The organism is Pseudomonas sp. FP2254, assembly GCF_030687695.1.
Lineage (GTDB): Bacteria > Pseudomonadota > Gammaproteobacteria > Pseudomonadales > Pseudomonadaceae > Aquipseudomonas > Aquipseudomonas quebecensis.
In genome coordinates this window covers 2,212,661-2,235,740 of record NZ_CP117444.1, presented here as the reverse complement: position 1 = coordinate 2,235,740, position 23,080 = coordinate 2,212,661, and the positions used below count along the sequence as shown (strand labels likewise).

18 protein-coding genes are annotated in these 23,080 nt (G+C 62.3%); 5 read left to right on the top strand and 13 right to left on the bottom strand.

All coding sequences use genetic code 11. The features are described 5' to 3' along the window. Nucleotides 1-113: 113 nt before the first annotated feature. The 3 genes from PSH94_RS10405 to PSH94_RS10395 all read right to left on the bottom strand — a co-directional run bounded on the left by PSH94_RS10405 (nucleotide 114) and on the right by PSH94_RS10395 (nucleotide 3,924). A protein-coding gene (locus PSH94_RS10405; RefSeq protein ID WP_305437376.1) for an IS3 family transposase occupies nucleotides 114-1,486 on the bottom strand; the annotation gives its coding sequence in 2 pieces (ribosomal slippage) (nucleotides 114-1,015 and nucleotides 1,015-1,486; 1,374 coding nt in all). A gap of 324 nt (nucleotides 1,487-1,810) precedes the next feature. Then, the gene (gene yghU / locus PSH94_RS10400; protein WP_305437374.1) at nucleotides 1,811-2,644 is read right to left on the bottom strand and encodes a glutathione-dependent disulfide-bond oxidoreductase; all 834 of its coding nucleotides are present in this window, start codon (nucleotides 2,642-2,644) and stop codon (nucleotides 1,811-1,813) included. Nucleotides 2,645-2,688: 44 nt separating this feature from the next. Next, on the bottom strand, nucleotides 2,689-3,924 hold the full coding sequence (locus PSH94_RS10395; protein ID WP_305437372.1) for an MFS transporter: 1,236 nt from the start codon (nucleotides 3,922-3,924) through the stop codon (nucleotides 2,689-2,691). Between the two features lie 100 nt (nucleotides 3,925-4,024). Between PSH94_RS10395 and PSH94_RS10390 the strand changes: the two genes are divergently transcribed. Beyond that, nucleotides 4,025-4,987 carry an AraC family transcriptional regulator gene (locus PSH94_RS10390; RefSeq protein ID WP_305437371.1) on the top strand — a complete coding sequence of 321 codons (963 nt, stop codon included), beginning with the start codon at nucleotides 4,025-4,027 and terminating at the stop codon, nucleotides 4,985-4,987. 113 nt (nucleotides 4,988-5,100) lie between these two features. Continuing rightward, nucleotides 5,101-5,697: a glutathione S-transferase family protein gene (locus PSH94_RS10385; protein ID WP_253506688.1), complete on the top strand. Its 597-nt coding sequence runs from the start codon at nucleotides 5,101-5,103 to the stop codon at nucleotides 5,695-5,697. 77 nt (nucleotides 5,698-5,774) lie between these two features. Here PSH94_RS10385 and PSH94_RS10380 read toward each other — a convergent pair whose 3' ends face one another. After that, entirely contained in the window at nucleotides 5,775-6,542 is a 768-nt protein-coding gene (locus tag PSH94_RS10380; protein WP_181076972.1) for an SDR family NAD(P)-dependent oxidoreductase, read from the bottom strand. 136 nt (nucleotides 6,543-6,678) lie between these two features. On the opposite strand from PSH94_RS10380, the gene PSH94_RS10375 reads away from it, so the two are divergent. Next, nucleotides 6,679-7,827, top strand: a complete 1,149-nt coding sequence (locus PSH94_RS10375) for an aldose epimerase family protein (protein WP_253506685.1) — start codon at nucleotides 6,679-6,681, stop codon at nucleotides 7,825-7,827. 195 nt (nucleotides 7,828-8,022) lie between these two features. On the opposite strand, the gene araH is transcribed toward PSH94_RS10375, so the two are convergent. From araH to PSH94_RS10340, 7 genes are all read right to left on the bottom strand, one after another. Beyond that, nucleotides 8,023-8,991, bottom strand: coding sequence for an L-arabinose ABC transporter permease AraH (gene araH / locus PSH94_RS10370; protein WP_305437368.1), 969 nt, complete (start codon nucleotides 8,989-8,991; stop codon nucleotides 8,023-8,025). Between the two features lie 9 nt (nucleotides 8,992-9,000). Then, nucleotides 9,001-10,530, bottom strand: a complete 1,530-nt coding sequence (gene araG, locus PSH94_RS10365; protein WP_305437366.1) for an L-arabinose ABC transporter ATP-binding protein AraG — start codon at nucleotides 10,528-10,530, stop codon at nucleotides 9,001-9,003. Nucleotides 10,531-10,593: 63 nt separating this feature from the next. Next, complete coding sequence (locus tag PSH94_RS10360; protein WP_253506674.1) at nucleotides 10,594-11,598, bottom strand: substrate-binding domain-containing protein; 1,005 nt, start codon at nucleotides 11,596-11,598, stop codon at nucleotides 10,594-10,596. A gap of 36 nt (nucleotides 11,599-11,634) precedes the next feature. Beyond that, nucleotides 11,635-12,498 carry an SMP-30/gluconolactonase/LRE family protein gene (locus tag PSH94_RS10355; protein WP_285428950.1) on the bottom strand — a complete coding sequence of 288 codons (864 nt, stop codon included), beginning with the start codon at nucleotides 12,496-12,498 and terminating at the stop codon, nucleotides 11,635-11,637. A gap of 27 nt (nucleotides 12,499-12,525) precedes the next feature. Next, nucleotides 12,526-14,106, bottom strand: a complete 1,581-nt coding sequence (locus PSH94_RS10350) for an aldehyde dehydrogenase (NADP(+)) (RefSeq protein WP_285428949.1) — start codon at nucleotides 14,104-14,106, stop codon at nucleotides 12,526-12,528. 10 nt (nucleotides 14,107-14,116) lie between these two features. Beyond that, nucleotides 14,117-15,109, bottom strand: a complete 993-nt coding sequence (gene araD1, locus PSH94_RS10345; RefSeq protein ID WP_305437364.1) for an AraD1 family protein — start codon at nucleotides 15,107-15,109, stop codon at nucleotides 14,117-14,119. Between the two features lie 16 nt (nucleotides 15,110-15,125). Beyond that, entirely contained in the window at nucleotides 15,126-16,448 is a 1,323-nt protein-coding gene (locus tag PSH94_RS10340; protein ID WP_253506662.1) for an MFS transporter, read from the bottom strand. A gap of 191 nt (nucleotides 16,449-16,639) precedes the next feature. Between PSH94_RS10340 and PSH94_RS10335 the strand changes: the two genes are divergently transcribed. After that, nucleotides 16,640-18,376 (top strand): IlvD/Edd family dehydratase, encoded by a 1,737-nt coding sequence (locus PSH94_RS10335; RefSeq protein WP_181080822.1) that lies wholly within the window; start codon nucleotides 16,640-16,642, stop codon nucleotides 18,374-18,376. A 48-nt stretch (nucleotides 18,377-18,424) separates the two neighbouring features. After that, nucleotides 18,425-19,147: a FadR/GntR family transcriptional regulator gene (locus PSH94_RS10330; RefSeq protein ID WP_181080821.1), complete on the top strand. Its 723-nt coding sequence runs from the start codon at nucleotides 18,425-18,427 to the stop codon at nucleotides 19,145-19,147. Between the two features lie 47 nt (nucleotides 19,148-19,194). Here the strand turns inward: PSH94_RS10330 and PSH94_RS10325 are convergent, their stop codons facing one another. Together PSH94_RS10325 and PSH94_RS10320 are read right to left on the bottom strand one after the other, a co-directional pair. Next, nucleotides 19,195-20,613 carry a hypothetical protein gene (locus tag PSH94_RS10325; RefSeq protein WP_305437361.1) on the bottom strand — a complete coding sequence of 473 codons (1,419 nt, stop codon included), beginning with the start codon at nucleotides 20,611-20,613 and terminating at the stop codon, nucleotides 19,195-19,197. 147 nt (nucleotides 20,614-20,760) lie between these two features. After that, on the bottom strand, nucleotides 20,761-22,896 hold the full coding sequence (locus PSH94_RS10320) for a TonB-dependent siderophore receptor (protein WP_305437360.1): 2,136 nt from the start codon (nucleotides 22,894-22,896) through the stop codon (nucleotides 20,761-20,763). Nucleotides 22,897-23,080 lie beyond the last annotated feature (184 nt).

Sequence of the window (23,080 nt, the reverse complement as noted above, 5' to 3'; positions counted from 1 at the left end):
GCGTCACCTGTGCGCAGCCGCCAAGACTTGCAGCGGCCGGCGGGACGCAGAGCGTCCCAGGAGGCGTTTCCACGCAGAGTGAACTGACCCCACAAAGTTGGACGATTTTCTATCTATGCCTGAGCGGCCTGAATTCTGTATTCAACAGGACTCAGGCCGTTTAGCTTCAGTCTGATACGCGAGTGATTGTAATACTGGATGTACTCGTCGATGCCTGCGTGAAGCTCATCCAGGTCGTTAAATTTTTTCAGATAAAAAAATTCGGACTTCAGTGTGCCGAAGAAACTCTCCATGGCCGCGTTGTCATAGCAGTTACCCTTGCGCGACATGCTCGGCGTAACGGAGCATTTTTTGAGAGCCCGCAGGTAAATGGGCATTCGATACTGCCAGCCCTGGTCTGAGTGCAAAACCGGTTTTTCATGCGGCTGAAGCCGCTTGAATGCACCTTTGAGCATCTTCCCGACCATATCGAACAACGGTCTTCTGGCAACCTCGTAGGAAATGATTTCGCCGTTGTACAGATCCAAAACGGGAGACAGATAAAGCTTCTGACCTCCAACTTTGAACTCTGTAACGTCGGTTACCCACTTTTGATTGGGTGACGGAGCTTCGAACTCACGCTTCAAAAGATTAGGCGCTGCCTTGCCTACCTCTCCCTTGTAGGCCCGGTATTTCTTCACCCGCACCAAGCTCTTGAGCTGAAGCTGCGCCATCAGTCGCTGAACAGTCTTGTGATTGACGAGATGACCAGCGCTCCGTACAGCAGCCGTTATGCGGCGATAGCCATACCGGCCCTTGTGCTCGTCGAACGTCGAGCGAATCTTGTCTTTCAGCTCTGCGTACTTATCAGCCGCTTGCAGCGCCTTTTGCTGATAGTAAAAGGTGCTGCGTGCCAAACCGGCAAATTTCAGCAGGCTTTCGAGAGAGTGCAGCGGCCTCAGTCCTATTACGATTTGCGCTTTTTCTGCTGCGCTATTCGTTTCTTCTCCTGAACCAAGGCATCGAGCTTTTTTAGGTAGTCGTTTTCCATCCGCAACTGCTTCACCTCGGCAAGCAAATCATCGCGTGAGCGCGATTCGTCATCGGTTGAGCTGGGTTGAACAGGAGAAATGGTGGTCGGCATTTTTTTCGGACGTCCGGCTCTATTAGGCTGCTTGGTAAGGGCATCAAAACCGCCCTCATCAAAGCGGCGTTCCCAGAGGCCGATGATGTCGAACTTACGGATGTCGAACAAGGCCGCCGTCTGCCGATAGGACAGCTGTTCCTCACGCATACGGTTCAAAACAGACAGTTTGAAGTCGTTGCTATAGCGCTGCAGCTTTTTCTCTTTAAGTCCAGCAACGCCATGCACTTGATAGGCCGAGACCCACTGACGAAGGGATGAAAAGTCCACATTGTGACGGTGTGCAACATCCCTCAAACCCGCGCTACCGGAACAATAGTCCTGCACGGCTGCGAGTTTTGCTTGCTCTGTGTACTTACCCATGACGCCCCCAAAGGTTGTGTCCAACCTTTGGGGGTCAGTTCAGAGCGTGGGAACGATCAAGACCACGGTGGATCGCTCTATCAACTGCCTGAAGCACGGTTAGACAATGTTGGAGGAGGCTTGCCCCCGATAAGGGTGGGTCAGTTGATACATCTGTGACTGATCCACCGCTATCAAAGATCGTTCCCACGCTCCCGCGTGGGAATGCAGCCCGTGACGCTCCGCGTCACCTGTGCGCAGCCGCCAAGACTTGCAGCGGCCGGCGGGACGCAGAGCGTCCCAGGAGGCGTTTCCACGCAGAGCGTGGGAACGATCATCGGCGGTTCAATCCAGATCACTTGCGTCATGCCGCTCAGCCAACTGCTCATGGGGCTCGCCCGAGATCCGGTTCACCCGCCGCCCACGCTGCACTGCCGGGCGTGCTTCAATCGCCTCGGCCCAGCGCTGTACGTGCGGGTACTCGTGCACCGCCAGAAACTCGGCCGCCCCATACAAGCGGCCTTTGACCAACCCACCGTACCAGGGCCAGATGGCGATGTCGGCGATGGTGTATTCGTCCCCGGCAATGTACTCGCTCACGGCCAGGCGCTTATCCAGCACATCCAGCTGGCGCTTGGTCTCCATGGCAAAGCGATTGATCGGGTATTCCATCTTGCTTGGCGCATACGCATAGAAATGCCCGAAACCACCGCCCAGGTACGGCGCGCTGCCCATCTGCCAGAACAACCATGACAAACACTCTGCGCGGGCCGCCGGTTCGGTGGGGAAGAACGCGCCGAATTTCTCGGCCAGGTACTGCAGGATCGCGCCGGACTCGAACACCCGAATCGGCGTGGCGCCGCTGTGGTCCATCAGGGCCGGGATTTTCGAGTTCGGGTTGACGTCAACAAAGCCACTGCCGAACTGGTCGCCGTCGCCGATCTTGATCAACCAGGCATCGTATTCCGCACCGGTGTGCCCCAGGGCCAGCAGTTCTTCGAGCAGGATCGTGACCTTCTGCCCATTGGGCGTGGCCAGGGAGTACAGCTGCAACGGATGCTTGCCAACCGGCAGCGCCTTGTCGTGTGTGGGGCCGGCAATCGGCCGGTTGATGCTGGCGAAGGTGCCGCCGCTTTCGGTGTCCCAGGTCCAGACTTTAGGGGGTACGTAATCGGTCATGCTTACTACTCCAGAGGCGTTTGCGAACAGCTGAGCGCTTCAGACTAAACCAAAGACCGGGCGTGCGTCACACTCCCTGCCGACGTATGCCGAGGCACCTGCACACGCAGCGCGATCAACAGTGCCGCCAGCAGCATCAGGCAGCCTGCGCCCAGGAACACTCCGTCGATGCCCGTGGCACTGAACATCGCGCCCCCGCCGGCCGCACCCGCCGCGATGGCCGATTGCACCGACGCCACCACCATGCCACCGGCACTTTCCGCCTGATCGGGCACTGCACGAGCCACCCAGTTCGACCACGCCACCGGCACGCCGCCAAACGCCATGCCCCACAACGCCAGGAGTAATGCCTGGCCCGGCAGCGACGCGGGCAGCAACACCAGGGCCAACGCCGCCGCCCCCACCAATGCCGGCATCAACACCAACGTGCCGCGCGGGTTGCGCACCAGCCACCAGCCGGCCAACAGCGTGCCGACAAAATTCGCCGCGCCGAACCCCAGCAGCATCAGGGCCAGGCATTCAGTACCGACCCCGGTGGTGCTTTCCAGAAACGGACGAATGTAGGTAAACAGCGCGAAGTGCCCGGTGTGCACCAGCACGCAGCCGAACATGCCAATGGCAATGCCGGGGCGCAGCAGTACGTCCAGCACGGTGCGCAGCCGCGCGGTGCCGCTGGGTGCCAGGCGCGGCAGCGTGAACAGCTGGAACGCCAGAGTCACCACGCCGACGGCGGCCGCAGCCACGAAGGCGCTGCGCCAGCCATACAGGCCGCCGAGGTAGCTGCCCAGCGGCACCGCGACGACGGTACCCACTGCAATGCCGCTGAAGATAATCGACAGCGCCCGTGGCAGCGACGCCGCCGGCACCAGGCGCATGGCAACGGCCGCCGCCATGCTCCAGAAACCGCCAAGGGCAATGCCCAGCAGGATGCGCATCAACAACAGCACCACGAGGCTGGACGAGAACGCCACCAGCAGGTTGGACGCAATCATCAGCGTGGAGAACCCCAACAGCACCAGGCGCCGGTCGATGCCGCGCGTCAGGCCGGGCACCAGCAACCCGGCGAACAAGGCCACCACCGCCGTGACCGTGACCGCTTGGCCGGCCAGCGCTTCCGATACGCCCAGGTCCAGGGCCATCGGTGTCAGCAGGCTGGCCGGCAGGTATTCGGCCGTGAGCAGGCCGAACACGCCCATCGCCAGGGAAAACACCGCCATCCAGGCCGGGGTGGTCGGCTCGACCCTGTCATGGGCAGGGGCATGGCACACACAATCATTCATCACAAACCATCCTCAGGTATTAGCGTGACGGCCAGTCTAGGTTTCACTACCTGGATGATCTATGATTCAAACCCTTGAGTTTTTGACTGAAACCCCGAGCATGCCAACCGACACTGCATTCACGCTGTCTTCCGAACTGATCAACGAACTGCTGCGCAGCATGCGCCTGCGCGGCGTGCAGTACCGGCGCATCCAGGCCGGGCCGGTGTTCGGCATCGGCTTTGCGGCCAAGCCGGGCCATGCGTATTTCCATTTCCTGGCTGCCGGCTGCGCGACCTTGCGAATGGAAGACGGCAGCCTCTTTGAGCTATCGGCGGGAAACGCGGTGTTTATCGCCCACGGTGGCGCGCATGCGCTGTTATCCAACCCGGCTGACCCCGTGCAGGACATCGCCAGCTTCGACGCCGCCCCGCTGGGCGATACCGTGTGTGCCGTGAACGCCTCGCCCGACGAGCCTGCCAATACCCTGCTGTTCAGCGCCTGCATGGAGTTCGAACTCGACAGTATCCAGGGCCTGGGCAACCTGATGCCGGCCTTGATGCTGATCGATGCGGGAGGCCAGCGTTACCCCGGCCTGATGCCGATCCTGGCGGTGATGGAACGCGAAGTCTCCAGCGCGCGCGTCGGGTATGCCGGCATCCTGGCGCGTCTGGCCGATGTGGTGGCGGCGATGATCGTGCGCGGCTGGGTCGAATGCGCTTGCGCCAACGCGTCGGGCCTGGCGGCCGCCTTGCGCGACAACCGCCTGGCGGGCGCCCTGCTCGCCCTGCACCAGCAACCGGGCCGCGACTGGAGCGTGGCCGAACTGGCGGCGCACTGTCATACCTCGCGCTCGGTGTTCGCCGATCGTTTCCAGGCTACCCTGGGGGTGCCACCGCTGCGTTACGTGACCGAGCTGCGCATGCGCCTGGCCAGCCAGTGGCTGACCCTGGAGCGCCTGCCCATCGAGGAAGTGGCGTACCGCCTCGGCTATACCTCACAGGCCGCTTTCAGCCGCGCCTACAAACGCATCACCGGGCAACCGCCGGGCGCCAGCCGCCAGGGATTCAGAAGCCCGGCATAAAGGCCCGACCCGTCGAGCTGTTTAGCGGTGGATGGAGGCCGATCAGCCATTGCGCGGCGCGGCCGAGGAACCTTAATCTCTGAATCCCTCACCCTGACAGCAATGGAGGCTTCATGAAACTGATCGGCATGCTGGACTCGCCCTACGTGCGCCGCGTGGCTATTTCCCTGGAGTTATATGGGGTGGATTTTGTGCACGAGCCCTTGTCCGTGTTCCGCACCTTCGATGAATTCGCGCAGATCAACCCGGTGGTCAAGGCGCCGACCCTGGTGCTGGACGATGGCACGGTGTTGATGGACTCCAGCCTGATCCTCGAATACCTCGAAACCCTGGCCCCTGCCGACAGGAAGCTGTTGCCCCAGAAGCCTGGCGCACTTGCCCGCGACCTGCACATCCTTGGCTTGGCCCTGGCAGCTTGTGAGAAAAGCGTGCAGATCGTTTATGAGCACAACTTGCGCCCGGCCGAGAAACTGCACGCGCCGTGGCTTGAACGCGTCAGCGGGCAGTTGCTCGCGGCCTATGGGTTGCTGGACAAACAGTTGGGCGACAGCGAAGCGCTGACCCAGGCGTCGATCACAGCCGCCGTCGCCTGGTCGTTCAGTCAGTTCACTGTGGCCTCGGTGGTCAAGGCGGATGCGTTTCCCCATCTGCAACGGCATGCCGAGCGCTTGGAGCAGCATCCCGCGTTCAAGCGTTACCCGATCGCCTAAGCGCCGCAGTTCAAATGTGAGAGGGGGCAAGCCCCCTCCCACATTAATCTGGGCTGCCTGAACTTAAGGTGTTCGGCTCAGACCCAGCCGCCATCGACAATAAAGTTCTGCGCCGAACACATCGCCGACGCGTCGGAGGCCAGGAACAACGCCATATTGGCGATGTGTTCGGGCAGTACGCTGCCGGGCAGGCACTGGCTGCGCGCGATCAGGTCCTTGGCGGCGTCATCGACCCACATGGCCAGTTGCTTTTCGGTCATCACCCAGCCCGGCACCAACGTGTTGACGCGGATGCGGTTCGGGCCCAGTTCGCGGGCCAGGGCGCGGGTCATACCGTGGGCGGCGGCCTTGCTGGCGGCGTATACCGGGTAACCGGCGGAGGCCATCATCCAACCCACCGAACCCAGGTTGATGATCGAGCCGCCGCCTGCGCTTTTCATCATCGGCACCACGGCCTTGGCCGCGAAAAACGCGTGCTTGAGGTTGACCGCGATGAGTCGGTCGAAGGTGTCCGAGTCGACTTCTTCCAGGGTGTGGCGCACATCGTTGGCGGCGTTGTTGACCAACACGGTGATCGGGCCGAGGGACTGTTCAAAGCGACCGATGGCGGCCTTGTAGGCGATCTCGTCGGTAATGTCACAGCAGACGAACTCCACCGCATGCCCGCGTGAACTCAACAGCGCCGCCAGGCGTTCGCCCTGGCTTTGCGCGCGGTCCACAAAACCTACCCTGGCGCCCTGTGCGGCAAACGCACGCACCATGAATTCGCCGATCCCCGAGGCACCTCCAGACACCAGTACAGTCTTGCCCTTGAGGTCGGGGTAAACGGCGTGCTCAGTACTCATACAGTGATGCCTCGCTTAATTAGTCTTATTTTATTTTACGAAACGATGGTTAAAGGCTATAAATTCGCTGTCACAACGACAAAATATCGCTATTAGTAGAACTATTCCACTCAAAACAACAAAAGGAAGTTCGATCATGAAGCACCCTCGATACCTGCTCTCCGGCCTGGCGCTGTCGATGCTGATTGCCAGTGGCGGCGCTCAGGCGACCGGCTTGTCCAGCGAGCACAAACCTTTCGGTAAAACCAACGACGGCACGCCGGTCGAACAGTACATCCTGCGCAACAGCCACGGTATGCAAGCCACGGTGATTACCTACGGTGGCGTGCTGCAATCGCTCAAAGTGCCGGACAAGCATGGCAAGGTCGATGACGTGGTGCTGGGCTTCGACGACGTGCAAGGCTATCAGAGCGGTACCGCGTTTTTCGGCGCCACCATCGGACGCTTCGGCAATCGCCTGGCCGGCGGTGCTTTCGAACTGGACGGCAAGCGCTACCAAGTGCCCCTCAACGACGGCCCCAACTCGCTGCATGGCGGCGCCCAGGGCTTCGACAAGCAGGTGTGGAAAGCCGAATCGGTCAAGGACAAGGACTCGGTCGGTGTGAAGCTCAGCTACCTGTCCAAGGACGGTGAGATGGGCTTCCCCGGTAACCTGACCACCGAGGTCACTTACCGCCTCAACGACAAGAACGAACTGCACATCGACTACAAGGCCAGCACCGACAAACCGACGGTGCTCAACCTCACCAACCACAGCTACTTCAACCTCGCCGGCGCGGGCAATGGCGACATTCTCAAGCAGGTCGCGACCTTGCACGCCAGCCACTACACCCCAGTGAACGCCACGTTGATTCCTACCGGTGAACTGGCACCGGTCAAAGGCACGCCGATGGATTTCCTGAAACCGACACCTATCGGTGAGCACATCAAGGAAGACCATCCGCAACTCAAATTCGCCGAGCCGAAACAAGGCGGCTTTGACTTCAACTGGGCGTTGGACAACAAGGGTGACGTTAAACAACTGGCCGCCGAGGTACACGACCCCGAATCCGGCCGACGCCTGCAGCTGTACACCAGCGAACCGGGCGTGCAGTTCTACACCAGCAACTTCCTCGACGGTTCGGTGAAGGGCAAGGCCGGCAAGACCTACCTGCACTGGAGTGGGTTCACCCTGGAGACTCAGCACTTTCCGGACGCACCTAACCAGCCCAAGTTTGCCTCGACCCGTCTGAACCCGGGGCAGACGTATACCCAGAACACTGTCTTCAAGTTCAGCGCTGATTAAAACCGCCTTACCGTGGCAGGGGGCTTGCCCCCGATTACGGAGTGTCAGTCTGCATTTTTGCTTCTGATACACCGCTATCGGGGGCAAGCCCCCTCCCACTTTTGATGGTCATTGCCTGGGCTGGATCAACTGAGTTCTTAACTGACTGGCATTAGGGCAAGCGCCCCCCACACTCAGTCCTCACATGGCCTGGAGTCAGCGTTGTTTCATGCGGTCGATGACCACGGCCAGCAGCAGGATCGAACCTCGAATCACATATTGGTAGAAGGTGTCGATGTTCTTCAGGTTCATCGCGTTTTCGATGATCGCCAGGATCAGCACGCCCGCGATCACATGGCGGATCATGCCGATGCCGCCGCTCAGCGACACGCCGCCCAGTACGCAGGCGGAGATCACCGTCAGTTCAAAACCCTGGCCGATCATCGGTTGGCCCGAGGTCATGCGTGAGGCGAGGATCACGCCGGCCAGTGCGCCGATCAGGCCGTGCACGGCGAAGATCAGGATTTTGGTGCGGTCCACGTTCACGCCCGCCAGCAGCGCCGCTTCCGGGTTGCCGCCGATGGCCATGGTGTTGCGCCCGTAGGTGGTGTAGTTGAGCAGCCAGCCGAAAAACAGGAAGCACACCAGGGTGATCAGGATCGGCACCGGCACGCCGAACAGCTGGCCGTTGCCGAAGATGAAGAACTGCTCCTGGGACACGCCCACGGCCTTGCCGTCGGCAAATATGTAGGCCAGGCCGCGCACGATCTGCATGGTCGCCAACGTGGTGATCAGCGCGTTGACCCGCAGTTTGGCGATGACGATGCCATTGATCAGCCCGACGACCAGGCCCATCAGCAATGCTGCGCCAATGCCCAACATCACGCTGTCGGTATCGCGCATGACGATGGCCGCGACCACGCCGGCACAGGCGATCACCGAGCCCACCGACAGGTCAAAATGCCCCGACGCCAGGCAGAACAGCATGGTGCACGCGGCGATGCCCACGGTCGACACCGCCAGGCCCAGGCCGCGCATGTTCAGCGGCGAGAGGAAGTTGTCGATCAGCAAAGCGCACAGCACGAAGATGCCGATGGCCGCCAGCAGCATCGCCCAGTTGTCGAGCAAGGCGCGCATGTCCAGGGGTTTGCGTGCGCGGGGCAGCGCGTTGTTTTGAATGGTCATGGTCTTCTCTCAGTTCGTCACGCGGCGCGGCAAGGCCAGCTGCAGCAGGTTGGATTCAGTGGCGTGTTCGCGCAGTTGTTCGCCGCGCAGGGCGCCTTCGCACAGCACCAGGATGCGGTCGGAAATGCCCATGACTTCCATCAGGTCGCTGGACACCACAATCACCGCAATGCCCTGGGCCGCGAGGTTATGGATGATCTGGTAGATCTCGGCCTTGGCGCCGATATCAATGCCCCGCGTCGGCTCGTCGAGCAGCAGCACTTTCATCGGCATCGACAGCCAGCGGCCCAAAATGGCCTTCTGCTGGTTGCCGCCGGAGAGGTACAGGATCTTTTGCGCGGCGTTCGGGGTTTTGACTTTCATCGCCTGGATCTGCTGCGCGGCGTTGCCCTTCTCCCAGCCCTCGCGCAGCAGCCAGCCGAAGCGCGAGTGGGCGCCACGGGCACTGATGTTGATGTTCTCGGCCACGCTGGACAGCGGGATGATGCCTTCCTTCTTGCGGTCTTCGGGGCACAGCAGTACCCCGGCGGCGATGGCGTCGCGCGGCGAACGCAGTTGCAATGGCTCACCACAGAGCTCAAGGCTGCCGGCGCGGGCACGCTCCAGGCCGCTGAGTAGACGGAACAGCTCGGTACGCCCTGCCCCGACCAGGCCGAACAAGCCGAGTATTTCGCCTTTGCGCACCTGGAAACTCACCGGCTCGCGCAAGCCTGGCCCAAGCAGACCGTCGACCTTGAGCGCCACCTCGCCCTGCTCGCGCGGGCGGTAGTCGTAGATGTCCTGAATGTCGCGACCGACCATGCAGGTCACCAACTGGTCGTGGGTCAGCGCGCTCATGTCCTCGAACGTGCGCACGTAGCGGCCGTCCTTGAACACCGTGACCGCGTCGCAGATGCGGAACACTTCTTCCATGCGATGCGACACGTAGAGCACCACTTTGCCCTCGTCGCGCAGGCGCGTGATGATCGCCATCAAGCGGTCGATCTCCCGCGCCGACAGGCTGCTGGTCGGCTCGTCGAAGGCGATCACATGGGCGCCACGGGACAACGCCTTGGCGATTTCCACCAATTGGCGCTGGCCCAGGGACAAGCGCCCCAGCTTCTGGTCCGGGTCGATCTCATCGGCCAGGCCCTTGAGGCACGCCAGGGCCTGCTTGCGCAGCAGGCCACGGTTGACCACGCCCCAGCGCGTGGGCAAATGGCCGAGGAACAGATTCTCGGCCACGCTCATTTCCGGCACCAGATGCAGCTCCTGGTGAATCACCGCCACGCCGCTGGCGATGCTGTCGGCGGCGCATTTGAAGGCCATGGTCTGCGCGCCGATCTGCACCGTGCCGCTGCTCGGGATATAGGCCCCGCCGAGGATCTTCAGCAGCGTCGACTTGCCCGCGCCGTTTTCGCCCATCAAGGCGTGTACCTGCCCCGGGTGGGCGGTGAAGCAGATACCGTCCAGCGCCTTGACGCCGGGGAAGGTTTTGCCGATGCCGTCGAAGCGCAGACTGACTCCGGCCGTATGTTGTTGATTGACTTGCGCGTGCATAACCACCTCATCACACCGATCAGGCGGCACCGTTACCGGCACCGCCGAGGAAAGCGAGCTGCCTTATTTCCACAGGCCGATCTTTTCCAGTTCCTGCTTGAAGTTCTCACGGGTGATCAGCGTCACTTCGTCCATGGCCGTGTATTTAGGCGGTTCGGTGCCTTTGGTTACCCACTCGTACATCATCTCTGCGGTTTTGTAGCCTTCGATATGCGGGCTAGGCAGCATCGAGCCGAAGAAACCGCTGTCGGGTTTTTTCAGCTCGCCGATGGCGTCGGTGCCATTGATGCCGATGCCAATCACATTGGCCGCCTTGAAACCGGCCGCTTCGGTGGCGCGTACACCGCCGAGCACGGTGTTGTCGTTCATACCGCCGATGATCAGGTTTTTCACGCCGCTTGGGAGTTTGACCAGGGCCGAGTTGGTGGCGTCCATGCTGCCCGGTACATCCAGGGTTTTCAGCGCAGCGGTAAGGATGTGGTCTGCAGGGAAACCGGCTTTTTTCAGCGAATCAATCGAACCGTCGGTGCGTTTTTTACCGGTATCGAGTTCATTGAAGGTGTTGACCACCGCGTAGGTATCCTTCCAGTCCCAACCGCGCTTCTTCGCTTCGGCGGCCATGGCGGCGCCCTGCTTCTGACCCACTTCAAAGGCGGCCATACCCAGGTACGGCACGTCTTCCATAAACTTGCCCTTGGCGTCGACGAAACGGTCGTCCACCGCCATGACCTTCATGTCGTTGAGCTTGGCCTTGGCCACAATCGCCGGGCCCAGAGACACATCCGGCGGGCAGATCACAAAACCCTTGGCGCCGTTGGCGGCCAGGCTGTCGATGGCCGACAGGGTTTTCTCGCCGTCGGGCACGGCGATCTTGATCAATTCAAAACCCTTGTCCTTGGCGGCCTTTTCAGCGAAAGCCCACTCGGTCTGGAACCACGGCTCTTCAGCCTGCTTGACCAGAAAGCCGATTTTGACTGCATCAGCGGCCAGCACCAGCCCGCTCAAGCTCATGGCCGATACCGCTACAGCGGCGCAGCACAGGGAACGGATACCACGACGACGATTCATACGGGTGACTCCTTGTTATTGTTTTTAGGGCTTGGGTTAACCGGCAAAGCGATGGCAAGGCTTGCCAGGTACATCGACATCGATAGCCAGCACGGCACCGTCCAAGGGGTGATCCAAAGGGCTGGCCGCGCTGGTGATAAACAAGGTGGTGAGCCTGGGCCCGCCGAACACGCAACTGGTGGGGCGGCTGACCGGCAGCTCGATGACTCGATCCACCTCGCCCGTGGGCGTCAGGCGCAGCAGGCAACTGCCGTCCCAACGGGCGTTCCAGATATAGCCATCGGCGTCCATGGCCGAGCCGTCCGGCCCGCCACGCGGATGCGGACCAAACCACACCGTGGGCGATGCCAGACCGCCGTCGGCCTGGATACCGTGCTGATAAAGCGTGCCGTCGAGGCTGTCGCCGAAGTGCACCTGGCTGCCGTCGTCGCTCCACAGCAACGTATTGGGAATCCCCAACCCTTGCAGCAACGGCGTGACCGTGGCGTCGGCGTCCACGCGAAACAGGCCGCCGGAACGCCGCGTGATCGGCAGGTCCTCGCCGTGCTCGCCGATGTTGTTCTGCATGGTGCCCAACCACAGCCGGCCCTGGGCATCACAACGCGCTTCATTGCCACGGTTGCCAGGGTGCGGATCGGCCTGGCACAGCAGGGTCAGGGCGTCGGTGGCCAGGTCCAGGCGGTAGACGCCACTGCTCAACGTCACCAGCGCATCGCCGCGTTCACAGGGGATAAACGCCGAGACATGCTCGGGCATCCGCCATGTACGCAACTCCCCGTCCTTGAGGCGCAGCGCCTGCTTGCCGGCAATATCCACCCAATACAACGCCTGGGTCGGGCCGTCCCAGAACGGGCCCTCCCCCAACTGCGCACGGTGTGCGGTCACTGCGCTCAACGACATGAAACCTCCTGGACGCCGGTTATGTGGTTACAGCGGATCGCGCGACGGCGTGCCATCCACCAGACGCTGGATACGCAACGGGTTGGCATTTTTCAGCGCGTCGGGCAGCAGGCTGTCCGGGTAGTTCTGGAAGCACACCGGACGCAGGAAGCGGTCGATGGCCAGGGTGCCGACCGAGGTGCCACGGGCATCGGACGTCGCCGGGTACGGACCGCCATGCACCATCGAATCGCAGACTTCCACGCCGGTCGGGTAGCCGTTGAGCAGGATGCGCCCGACCTTCTGCTCCAGCAGCGGCGTGAGTTCGGCGAACTGCTGCAAGTCGCCCGGCTCGCCGATAAGGGTTGCCGTGAGCTGCCCATGCAGGCCGTGCAAGGCCGCGCTGAGCTGGGCCTGGTCGGCCACTTCGACAAATACCGTGGTGGGCCCGAAGACTTCTTCCTGCAGTGCCTCATCGCCATTGATCAGCAAGCTGGCGTCGGCCTTGAACAGCTGGGGTTGCGCCTGATTGCCGGATTGGGCATTGCCCGCCAGGTGCTGGATGCCGGGGTGCGCCAGGAGTTTTTCCAGGCCCTTGCCATAGCTGCTCAAGGTGCCGGCGTTGAGCATGGTTTGCGCCGGCTGCTCGCCGATCAACTGCGCCACTTGCCGGGTGAATGCGCTGAATTCGGGCGAGGCGATACCGATCACCAGGCCCGGATTGGTGCAGAACTGGCCGCAGCCTTGCACCACCGAGGCGGTCAGGTCGCGCGCCACGGTGTCTGCCCGTGCCTGTAGGGCCTGGGGCAGCACGATCACCGGGTTGATGCTCGACATCTCGGCAAACACCGGGATCGGCTGCGGACGCGCCGCCGCCATGTCGCACAGGGCACGGCCGCCTTTGAGCGAGCCGGTAAAGCCCACCGCCTGGATCGCCGGGTGCTTGACCAGCGCCTCACCGACGCCGCCGCCGAAGATCATATTGAACACGCCGGCGGGCATCTCGGTGGCCTCGGCCGCACGGATGATCGCATCGGCCACGCATTCGGCCGTCGCCATGTGCCCGCTGTGCGCCTTGAACACCACCGGGCACCCGGCCGCCAGCGCGGCTGCGGTGTCGCCGCCGGCGGTGGAGAACGCCAGCGGGAAGTTGCTCGCACCGAACACCGCCACCGGGCCGAGGCCGATGCGGTATTGACGCAGGTCAGGACGCGGCAGCGGCTGGCGGTCCGGCAAGGCTTTGTCGATGCGCGCGCCGTAGAAATCACCGCGACGCAGCACCGTGGCGAACAGGCGCATCTGGCCGCTGGTGCGGCCGCGTTCGCCTTTGATGCGGGCGGCCGGCAACGCGGTTTCGCGGCACACCAGCTCGACAAAGTTATCACTCAGGGCATCCAGTTCGTCGGCAATCGCGTCGAGGAACTGCGCACGGCGCGCGGCGCTCAGGGCGCGGTACGCCGGGTAGGCGGTGGCGGCGGCCTGGGCGGCGGCGTCGACTTCTTCCGGGGTGGCCTGGAAGAAGTCCTGGGGCAAGGTTTCACCGCTGGCGGCGTCGACGCTGTGCAGCTTGATGCTGCCCTTGGCGCTGCGCTGGCCGCCGATGTAGTTGTGGCCGAGAAACTGACTCATGAGGAGCTCCTTAAAGAGTGATGACGTGACCGGGTTCGAACACCCCATCGGCCTGGCTGACGCTGTTGATCAGCGGCGCGCCGAATTCGGCCTGGCTGATCTCGAACACATCCCCCGGTTGGGTACGTATACCGTCGGCGAATGACAGCGTGGCGGTGCCGAAGAAATGAATGTGCACATCGCCCGGCGTGAGGAACTGACTGTACTTGAAATGGTGATACTCAAGGTTTTCCAGGCTGTGGCACATGTTGGCCTCGCCACTGAGAAATTCGTTTTCCCAGATCACCTGGCCGTCGCGCAGCAGGCGGCTGGTGCCGGCCAGGTGCTGGGGCAACTCACCCACGCGCAGTTCCGGGCCGTAGCTGCAACTGCGAAGTTTGGAGTGGGCCAGGTACAGGTAATTCTTGCGTTCCATGACATGGTCGGAGAACTCATTGCCCACCGCGAAACCCAGGCGATAGGGTTTGCGGTCGTGACCGATGACATACAGGCCGCCGATCTCCGGCTCTTCCCCGGCATCTTCGGCAAACGGTGGCACCGGGAACGCCTGGCCAGGGCGCACCACGATGCTGCCGTCGCCTTTGTAGAACCATTCCGGTTGCACGCCCGCCTGGCCCGCTGCGGGCTTGCCGCCCTCCACGCCCCATTTGAAGATGCGCATGGTGTCGGTCAACGTGGCTTCGTCGCCGGCCTGCTGGTGCATCTTGTCGCGGGCGGCGGCGCTGCCCAGGTGGGTCAGGCCGGTGCCACTGATCAGCATGTGGGCCGGGTCCGGGTGGTCCAGGGGCGGCAGGATCTTCTGTTCAGCAAGCAACGCGGCGTAGTCATGGCTGTCGCCCAGGCCCAGGCTGTCGACCTGCCGCTGCAACGAGGTGCCGGCCTGGATGGCGGCCAGGGCCAGTTCGCGCACGCTATGGGCGCCCTGCACTTCACGCAACCGGGTGCCATCGACAACGCCGACCCGGCGCTCGCCGTTATTGAGTTCGAACTGCACTAGACGCATCAGGTTTCTCCTTGAATTAAGTACGGGTGGCGCCACGGGCGCTGGCGGCGAACTGGTCGGCCGGCAGCACATGTTTGCGCTCCAGCACGCGGTAGACCACGCCGGTCAACACCAGGCCGAACAGCATCACGCCGCACAGGAAGTACAGGCCCGAGGCCAGGTTGCCGGTGTATTCCTTGAGCGCGCCGATCACGAACGGACCGATATAACCGCCCAGGTTGCCCACCGAGTTGATCAATGCAATGCCCGCCGCCGCACTGGCGCCGGCGAAGAAACGCCCCGGCAAGGTCCAGAACACCGCGGTGCAGGAAAACATTGCGAACGCCGCCAGGCACAACGCGGCCATCTGCAGCACCGGCGCGCCGAGCCAGGCGCTGAAGAACAGGCCGGTGGCGCCCAGCACATAGAGCACGGCAAGGTGGCCGTAGCGGTCGTTCAAACGGTCGGAACTGCGCGGAATGATCAGCAGGCCGATGATCCCGAAGATATACGGCACGGCAGAGATAAAGCCGGTGACCAGGTCAGTGCCGCCGAACTGTTTGATCAGGGTCGGCAGCCATAGGCCCAGGCCGTAGATGCTCAGAGTCACTGGCAGGTAGAACAGCGCCAGCAGCAACACACGTTTGTCCTTGAGTGCATGCAACGGGTTGCCGTGACGGGTCTGGCCGTAGGTTTGCAGGTCTTTGGCCAGCTCGCCGGTCAGCCAGGTTTTTTCGTCCTCGCTCATCCAGTTGACCTGTTTGGGGCCGTCCGGCAGGAAGCGCAGCACCGGCCAGGTGAGCAGCAGCGCCGGGGTGCCGATCACGATGAACAGCCACTGCCAACCGTGCAGGCCGAGGATGCCGTCCATGCCCAGCAGGCCGCCGGACACCGGGCCGGTGATCATCATGGCAATGGGTTGGGAAAGGATGAACAGACCGAGGATCTTGCCGCGATGGCGCACCGGGAACCATTGGGTGATGTAGTACAGCACGCCGGGGAAGAACCCGGCTTCCGCCGCGCCGAGCAGGAACCGCATCACATAGAAGCTGTGCGGCCCCTGCACAAAGGCCATGCCGATGGTGATGGTGCCCCAGGTGATCATGATGCGCGCGAACCAGCGCCGCGCGCCGAAGCGGTCGAGCATCAGGTTGCTGGGAATCTCGAACAGGAAGTAGCCGATAAAGAACAGGCCCGCGCCCAGGCCATAGGCGGCGTCACCGATGCCGACGTCGGCGCCCATGTGCAGCTTGGCGAAACCCACGGCGGAACGGTCCACGTAGGCGATCAGGTACAGCAGGATCAGGAAGGGAATCAGTTTCAGCGTGATGCGCCGAACAAGCCGCAGTTCCTGGCTCATGGGGTCGATCTCCGATTGTTGTTTTTATAGAAGCTCGGGGGACGCCTCTCGCGAAAATTCGCAGGGTCATACCTCAGGTGAGATCGACTATATAGTAGTACTATTTACGAAACAACACTTCCAAATGGAAGATTTTGCGCTTATGTTTAGCCGCAGAGAGAACATATAGTCATACAATAAGAGAAACCATCATGTCTGATAAAAAGCCCGGCCTACGCTCCGCCCAGTGGTTCGGTACCGCTGACAAGAACGGCTTCATGTACCGCAGCTGGATGAAGAACCAGGGCATTGCCGACCACCAGTTCCATGGCAAGCCGATCATCGGCATCTGCAACACCTGGTCGGAGCTGACCCCGTGCAACGCGCATTTCCGCCAGATCGCCGAGCACGTCAAGCGCGGTGTGATCGAGGCCGGCGGTTTCCCGGTGGAATTCCCGGTGTTCTCCAACGGCGAATCGAACCTGCGCCCTACCGCCATGCTCACCCGTAACCTGGCGAGCATGGATGTGGAGGAAGCCATTCGCGGCAACCCGATCGACGGCGTGGTGCTGCTGACCGGCTGCGACAAAACCACCCCGGCCCTGCTGATGGGCGCCGCCAGTTGCGACGTGCCGGCAATCGTGGTCACCGGCGGGCCAATGCTTAACGGTAAGCACAAGGGCCAGGACATCGGTTCGGGCACGGTGGTGTGGCAACTGAGCGAGCAGGTCAAGGCCGGCACCATCACCCTGGACGATTTCCTCGCGGCCGAGGGCGGCATGTCCCGTTCGGCGGGCACCTGCAACACCATGGGCACCGCGTCGACCATGGCCTGCATGGCTGAGGCCCTCGGCACGTCCCTGCCGCACAACGCGGCGATCCCGGCGGTGGACGCGCGTCGTTACGTGCTGGCGCATATGTCGGGCATGCGCGCGGTGGAGATGGTGCGCGAGGACTTGAAGCTGTCGAAGATCCTCACCAAAGAGGCATTTGAAAACGCGATCCGCGTCAACGCCGCCATCGGTGGGTCGACCAACGCCGTGATTCACCTTAAAGCCATCGCCGGGCGTATCGGCGTGGAATTGGACCTGGATGACTGGACCCGCATCGGTCGCGGCATGCCGACCATCGTCGACCTGCAACCGTCGGGGCGCTTTCTGATGGAAGAGTTCTACTATGCCGGCGGCCTGCCTGCAGTGCTGCGTCGCCTGGGTGAAGCCAACCTGATCCCGCACCCGAACGCGCTGACCGTCAACGGCAAGACCCTGGGGGAAAACACTCAGGATTCGCCGATCTACGGCCAGGACGAAGTGATCCGCACCCTGGACAACCCGATCCGCGCCGACGGCGGCATCTGCGTGCTGCGCGGCAACCTGGCGCCACTCGGTGCGGTGCTCAAGCCATCGGCGGCCAGCGCCGAACTGATGCAGCATCGCGGCCGTGCGGTGGTGTTCGAGAACTTCGACATGTACAAGGCGCGCATCAATGATCCGGAGCTGGATGTGGACGCCAACTCGATCCTGGTCATGAAAAACTGCGGACCCAAGGGTTACCCAGGCATGGCCGAAGTCGGCAACATGGGTCTGCCGGCCAAGCTGCTGGCCCAAGGCGTGACCGATATGGTGCGGATTTCCGATGCGCGCATGAGCGGCACGGCCTACGGCACGGTGGTGCTGCATGTGGCACCGGAAGCCGCCGCCGGCGGGCCGCTGGCCACGGTGCAGGAAGGTGACTGGATCGAGCTGGACTGCGCCAACGGCCGCTTGCACCTGGACATTTCCGACGCCGAGCTGGCGGCGCGCATGGCCGACCTCAAGCCACCGCAGAACTTGATCGTCGGCGGTTATCGCCAGCTGTACATCGACCATGTGCTGCAGGCCGACCAGGGCTGTGACTTCGACTTCCTGGTGGGGTGCCGTGGGGCGGAAGTCCCACGGCATTCCCACTAATTGGGATGCTATGATGCCGCGAATTTAAGCCAGAGCATCCCTGTCGTTATGGATCAACAGCCGTCCAAACCGCGCAAGAGCATGCATGCCCAGATCGTCCAGGACTTGGGCATGCACATCGTTTCCGGTCGCTTCAAGCCAGAAGAACGCCTGCCGATGGAGGCCACGCTCTGCGAGGAGTACAAGGTCAGCCGTTCGGTATTGCGCGAGGCGACCCGCGTGCTCAGCGCCAAGGGCCTGGTGTATTCCAAGCCACGGGTGGGCGCGGTGGTGCGGCCACGGCTCAAATGGCACCTGCTCGACCCGGACGTGCTGTCCTGGTTGATGCAGTCCACGCCCCATAGCGAGTTTTTCAACACTCTGGCCGGTGTGCGGCGCATCCTCGAACCGGAAATCGCCGCCATGGCCGCGACCACCGCCACCGATGAAGACATCGCTATCATCGAAAAGGCTTACTGCGGCATGGAAACCGCCAAGACTCACGAACAGCTGCTGCAGGCCGACCTGGACTTCCACCGTGCCATCGCCGACGCCACGCGCAACGACCTGCTGGCGTATATGTGCAACATGCTATCGCTGCCGTTGCGCGAATCGATCAACATCACCAACCGCCGCCCGGACATCCAGGGCCTGAGCCTGCCTCGGCATAAAGCCATCCTCACCGCGATCCAGAACCGCGACGCGCTGGGCGCGCGGCATGCGTCGCTGGTGCAGCTGGATGACACGCGGGTGGCGCTGGATACGGTGATGAACGTGCTCACCCCGCTCTAAAACCGAGTGAAAGAAAAGGTGGAAGGGCGCAAGCCCCTCCTACCTATCTATAAGCCGTAGGCCTGAATACCCACATCGTACAGGTGACTTTCCTTGGCCCAGAACACCCGGTCGCCGGCGCCGTCGAAGCCGATCACGCCTCGGTAGCCGTCCACGGCCAGACGTTTCCAGGACTGGCCCCAGTCCTTGGAATAAAATACCGCTCCCGCCGAGATGTTGGCGTCGCCCCACCAGTACAGCCAGCGCGGTGGGCGGTGCTCGCTGTAGGTGTTGATCATCAAACTGTTACGTCCCACCCATAACTGCTGGGCCTGGGTGCTGGAGGCCAGTGGCGAGAACACGCTGGGCACCTCGCCCAGGGGTTGCCAGGCCAGCGTGGTGGTGTTCATTTCAGCGACGACGGCGTGGCCATGGGGGCCCTGGTCGATCAGGCCCAGTACACGGCCGTCGCCGTTGTTCGCCAGGTCGTTGATGTACAGGCCTTCTTCACGCTGCACCGCCCCCACCTGCCACGCTCCGGCCGCGCGCGACAGCTCGACGCGGGTGGTGACGCTGAACGCCAGGTTGTCGCCCTTGCCGTCGGGGTTGCTGGCCCAGAAGCGCTGGGACACCCAGATATAAGCGCGCCTGGCATCCAGTTGCAGCACATGGGTCACCTGATCGTTGGAATCGTGCCACTCCTTGATCTGCGGGTGCTGGCTGCTCACGAATTCGGACCCCACCACCAGAGAGTGTGGCGTGGCGATCGGCGTGCTGTGCTGCCCGCCATCCAGTGAGTACGACACCCCTGTCTGCACGCTACGGCCTTCCTCCTCGATTTCGTCGGGGCTGCGCCAGGCCCAGACCTCGTTCTGGCTGTAAAAGTACGGCGCGAGTTGGGTCAGCACCCCGCCCAGCTCGGGGAAGAATCCTTCGGCCAACCAGGTCCAGGTCTTACCCTGGTCATCGCTGCGAAACACCACCTCCTGGCCCTCGGCTTCCTTGGGTCGCTTGAGGTCGGTGAGCAGGAACACGCGCTCGCCATCGGCGCTGGACACCAGGCATGCGGTGCCACTGACCTGCGCCACGGGCTTGAACGCGCCGTCGGCATCCAGCCGCGACACGAAGGTGGTCTCGGGTGTATCGCGCGGGAAGAAACCGGAATAGCCACCCTCCTCTTCCTGCGCCTTCGGCGTCTTGCCGTAAAGCTGCTCGTTCAGGTTGACCTGCCCGGGGGACGGCGTAAACGTGTGATATTCGTCCTCGACCCGCCCCAGCAGCCAGGTACCTTGCCTGGTCACGACAACACCTGTGCAGGACTCGCTGACGTGACGCGGGCTGAGCCCCGGCAGCACGCCTATCTGCTGCTGATCCGGGCTGGCACCGCCGATACCCAGCTTGGCGCTGGTGATGATCCAGATGTACCACAGCGCCGCGCCGATCAGCAGCGCGACGACCAGGCGAGCGATAAGGGTTGAACGAGGCATGGGATGTCCATCTGCGGGGAAATGGGCAAGCTTTTCTCATCTATCGATGGGCGCGTAAACGCTTATTTGCGGGGACGCGCGGTTTTCCGTCGCGGCTGTGACGTGGCTTGCAATCGCAGCGAGGCCATTGCAAGCCGATAAGGCGCGTTACAGGGTGTAGGCGATGCCCACCTGCACCGTACGCGGCGCGCCTGGGTAGGCGTAGATATTGCCGAACGCGCCCTCTTCGTACTCACGGTTGAACAGGTTCTTAACGTCCAGGTTCAGGCGCATTTTGTCGTTGACCTTGTAATAGCCGAGCAGGTCGATGACGGTGTAGGCGCCCATGGAAAACGCGGTGTTGGCGGTCTGGCCGGCGCGTTCATCGACGTATTTGCCGCCGGCGCCGAGGCCCAGGCCCTTGAGTGCGCCGTCCTGGAATTCGTAGACGTTGAGCAGGCTGAAGCTGTTGCGCGGGATATTCAGCAAGCGCGTGCCACTGCGCAGGGTGTTGTCGCGGGTGACTTCGGCATCCACGTAGGCATAGCCGCCGATCACGCGCCATTCGGGGGTAATGTTGCCGGCAACGTTGAGGTCGAAACCGCGACTGCGGACCTGGCCGGCGGCGACGCTGAAGGTGGAGTCCACCGGGTCGGTGGTCAGCACGTTCTTTTTGTCGATCTGGTAGATCGCCGCGTCGACGCTGAGTTGGCGGTCCAAGGCTTCCCACTTGATGCCCATTTCATAGGATTTGCCCTTCTCCGGCGCAAAACCTCCCCCTTCACGGCTGGCGCCAGTGTTGGGCTTGAACGAACGCGCAGCGTCGGCGTAGACGGCGACGGTGTCGGTCAGGTCGTAGATCACGCCCAGCCGTGGCGTCACGGCGTTGTCCGCGGCCTGCCAGGGTTTCACACCCGCCACATAACTTTCGTAGTTATGCTCGAACCGCTCGAAACGCGCACCGGCCAGGACTTTCAAGCGTTCGGTCAGCGCCACCTGGTCCTGCACGAAAGCCGCGTAGGTCTTGAGATTTTCTTTATCGTGGGTCGGCGTGCGTGTCAGCGGTGGACGCGCCTGGCCGTAGACCGGATTGAAGATATCGATGGGGTAGGTGCCGGCGGCGGCGCTGGAGCGCTGGATGATCGACTGATAGTCGTAGTCCTCGTACTCGACGCCGGTCAGCAAGGTGTGATCGAGGCCGCCGGTGGAGAAGTGCCCGGTCAGATTGAGTTGGTAGTCCTTGTCGGTCCATTCCAGCTTGCGGTAGTTGAAGTTGCGTTGCAGCGTGCGGCCGTCGGCGCCCAGGCTGCCTGGGCCGTTGGCCTCGATGGCATTCCCCTGCAACGTCCCATCCAGCCACTGGAACCCGCCGCCCAACGTCCAGTTGTCGTTGAGCATATGCTCGAAACGCAGCTGGGCCATGTTGTTATCGTTGTGCAGCTTGCCTACGTCCTTGTCGCCCCAGAAGGTATCGCGCGACGGCGTGCCGGCCTGGTTGGCGAAACGCGTCAGGCCACGGTCCAGCGGATGGTTATTGCGCATGAAATCGCCTTCGAAGATCACCTTGGTGTCATCGCTGGCCTGCCAGGTGATGACCGGCGTCACGCCGTAGCGCTCGGTCGACACATGGTCGCGGAAGGTGTCGCCGCCCTCACCCACGACGTTCAGGCGATAGGCCAGGCGCCCCTCGTCGTCCAGCGGGCCGGAGGCGTCAAGGGTGCCGCGCTGCATGCCCTGGTCGTTCAACTGGCTGCCGAGGGTCACCGTCGGTTCGGCCAGCGGCTGCTTGGACACCACATTGAAGGTGCCGCCCGGATCGCCACGGCCGTAGAGCATGGTGGCCGGGCCGCGCAGCACTTCCAGACGTTCGATGGTGTTGGCGTCCGGCATGTTCGGGTAACCACGGTTGATCGGAAAGCCGTTGCGGTAGAACTCGCCGGTAGTAAAGCCGCGCACGGTAAACGTGGTGAGGCCCTGCCCGCCGAAGTTGTTGGCACGGCCTACGCCGCCAGCGTAGTCGAGGGCATCCTGCAGACGGGTCGCGCCGAGGTCTTCGACCACGTCCTTGGACACCACGCTGATGGATTGCGGGGTTTCGTGGATAGAGGTGTCGGTGCGCGTCGCACTCGCCGAACGCGTGGCATGGTAGCCCTTGACGGGACCTTGCGCCGTCTCGTAATCGCCATCGCCAGTGACAGTGGTCGCTTGCAATTCAAGGCTCGCGGGCGCTGTGGAAACCTCCTCTGCCCAGCCAAGAGGGGAAAACGCCTGAAGGACACACAGGGAAATCAGCGTACGACGCATGGTTGTTGACCTAGTGAATGAGCCAGATGGGACGGCAAACCTGCCAAGAATTCGCCGCGAATGGTATATCAAGTCATTCGTGTTTGATATCTGTTCTCATTCGTTATCTTTTATGTATCCCGTGTGTATCCACCTCAAACGCCAGCCGTAAAAAAGCCACTCGATGGAGTGGCTTTCGTTACCT

Bases quoted from the DNA above. Each gene is read 5' to 3' on its own strand.
- yghU (WP_305437374.1), bottom strand. From the start codon at position 2,644: ATGACCGATTACGTACCCCCTAAAGTCTGGACCTGGGACACCGAAAGC.
- PSH94_RS10395 (WP_305437372.1), bottom strand. From the start codon at position 3,924: ATGAATGATTGTGTGTGCCATGCCCCTGCCCATGACAGGGTCGAGCCG.
- PSH94_RS10390 (WP_305437371.1), top strand. From the start codon at position 4,025: ATGCCAACCGACACTGCATTCACGCTGTCTTCCGAACTGATCAACGAA.
- PSH94_RS10385 (WP_253506688.1), top strand. From the start codon at position 5,101: ATGAAACTGATCGGCATGCTGGACTCGCCCTACGTGCGCCGCGTGGCT.
- PSH94_RS10380 (WP_181076972.1), bottom strand. From the start codon at position 6,542: ATGAGTACTGAGCACGCCGTTTACCCCGACCTCAAGGGCAAGACTGTA.
- PSH94_RS10375 (WP_253506685.1), top strand. From the start codon at position 6,679: ATGAAGCACCCTCGATACCTGCTCTCCGGCCTGGCGCTGTCGATGCTG.
- araH (WP_305437368.1), bottom strand. From the start codon at position 8,991: ATGACCATTCAAAACAACGCGCTGCCCCGCGCACGCAAACCCCTGGAC.
- araG (WP_305437366.1), bottom strand. From the start codon at position 10,530: ATGCACGCGCAAGTCAATCAACAACATACGGCCGGAGTCAGTCTGCGC.
- PSH94_RS10360 (WP_253506674.1), bottom strand. From the start codon at position 11,598: ATGAATCGTCGTCGTGGTATCCGTTCCCTGTGCTGCGCCGCTGTAGCG.
- PSH94_RS10355 (WP_285428950.1), bottom strand. From the start codon at position 12,498: ATGTCGTTGAGCGCAGTGACCGCACACCGTGCGCAGTTGGGGGAGGGC.
- PSH94_RS10350 (WP_285428949.1), bottom strand. From the start codon at position 14,106: ATGAGTCAGTTTCTCGGCCACAACTACATCGGCGGCCAGCGCAGCGCC.
- araD1 (WP_305437364.1), bottom strand. From the start codon at position 15,109: ATGCGTCTAGTGCAGTTCGAACTCAATAACGGCGAGCGCCGGGTCGGC.
- PSH94_RS10340 (WP_253506662.1), bottom strand. From the start codon at position 16,448: ATGAGCCAGGAACTGCGGCTTGTTCGGCGCATCACGCTGAAACTGATT.
- PSH94_RS10335 (WP_181080822.1), top strand. From the start codon at position 16,640: ATGTCTGATAAAAAGCCCGGCCTACGCTCCGCCCAGTGGTTCGGTACC.
- PSH94_RS10330 (WP_181080821.1), top strand. From the start codon at position 18,425: ATGGATCAACAGCCGTCCAAACCGCGCAAGAGCATGCATGCCCAGATC.
- PSH94_RS10325 (WP_305437361.1), bottom strand. From the start codon at position 20,613: ATGCCTCGTTCAACCCTTATCGCTCGCCTGGTCGTCGCGCTGCTGATC.
- PSH94_RS10320 (WP_305437360.1), bottom strand. From the start codon at position 22,896: ATGCGTCGTACGCTGATTTCCCTGTGTGTCCTTCAGGCGTTTTCCCCT.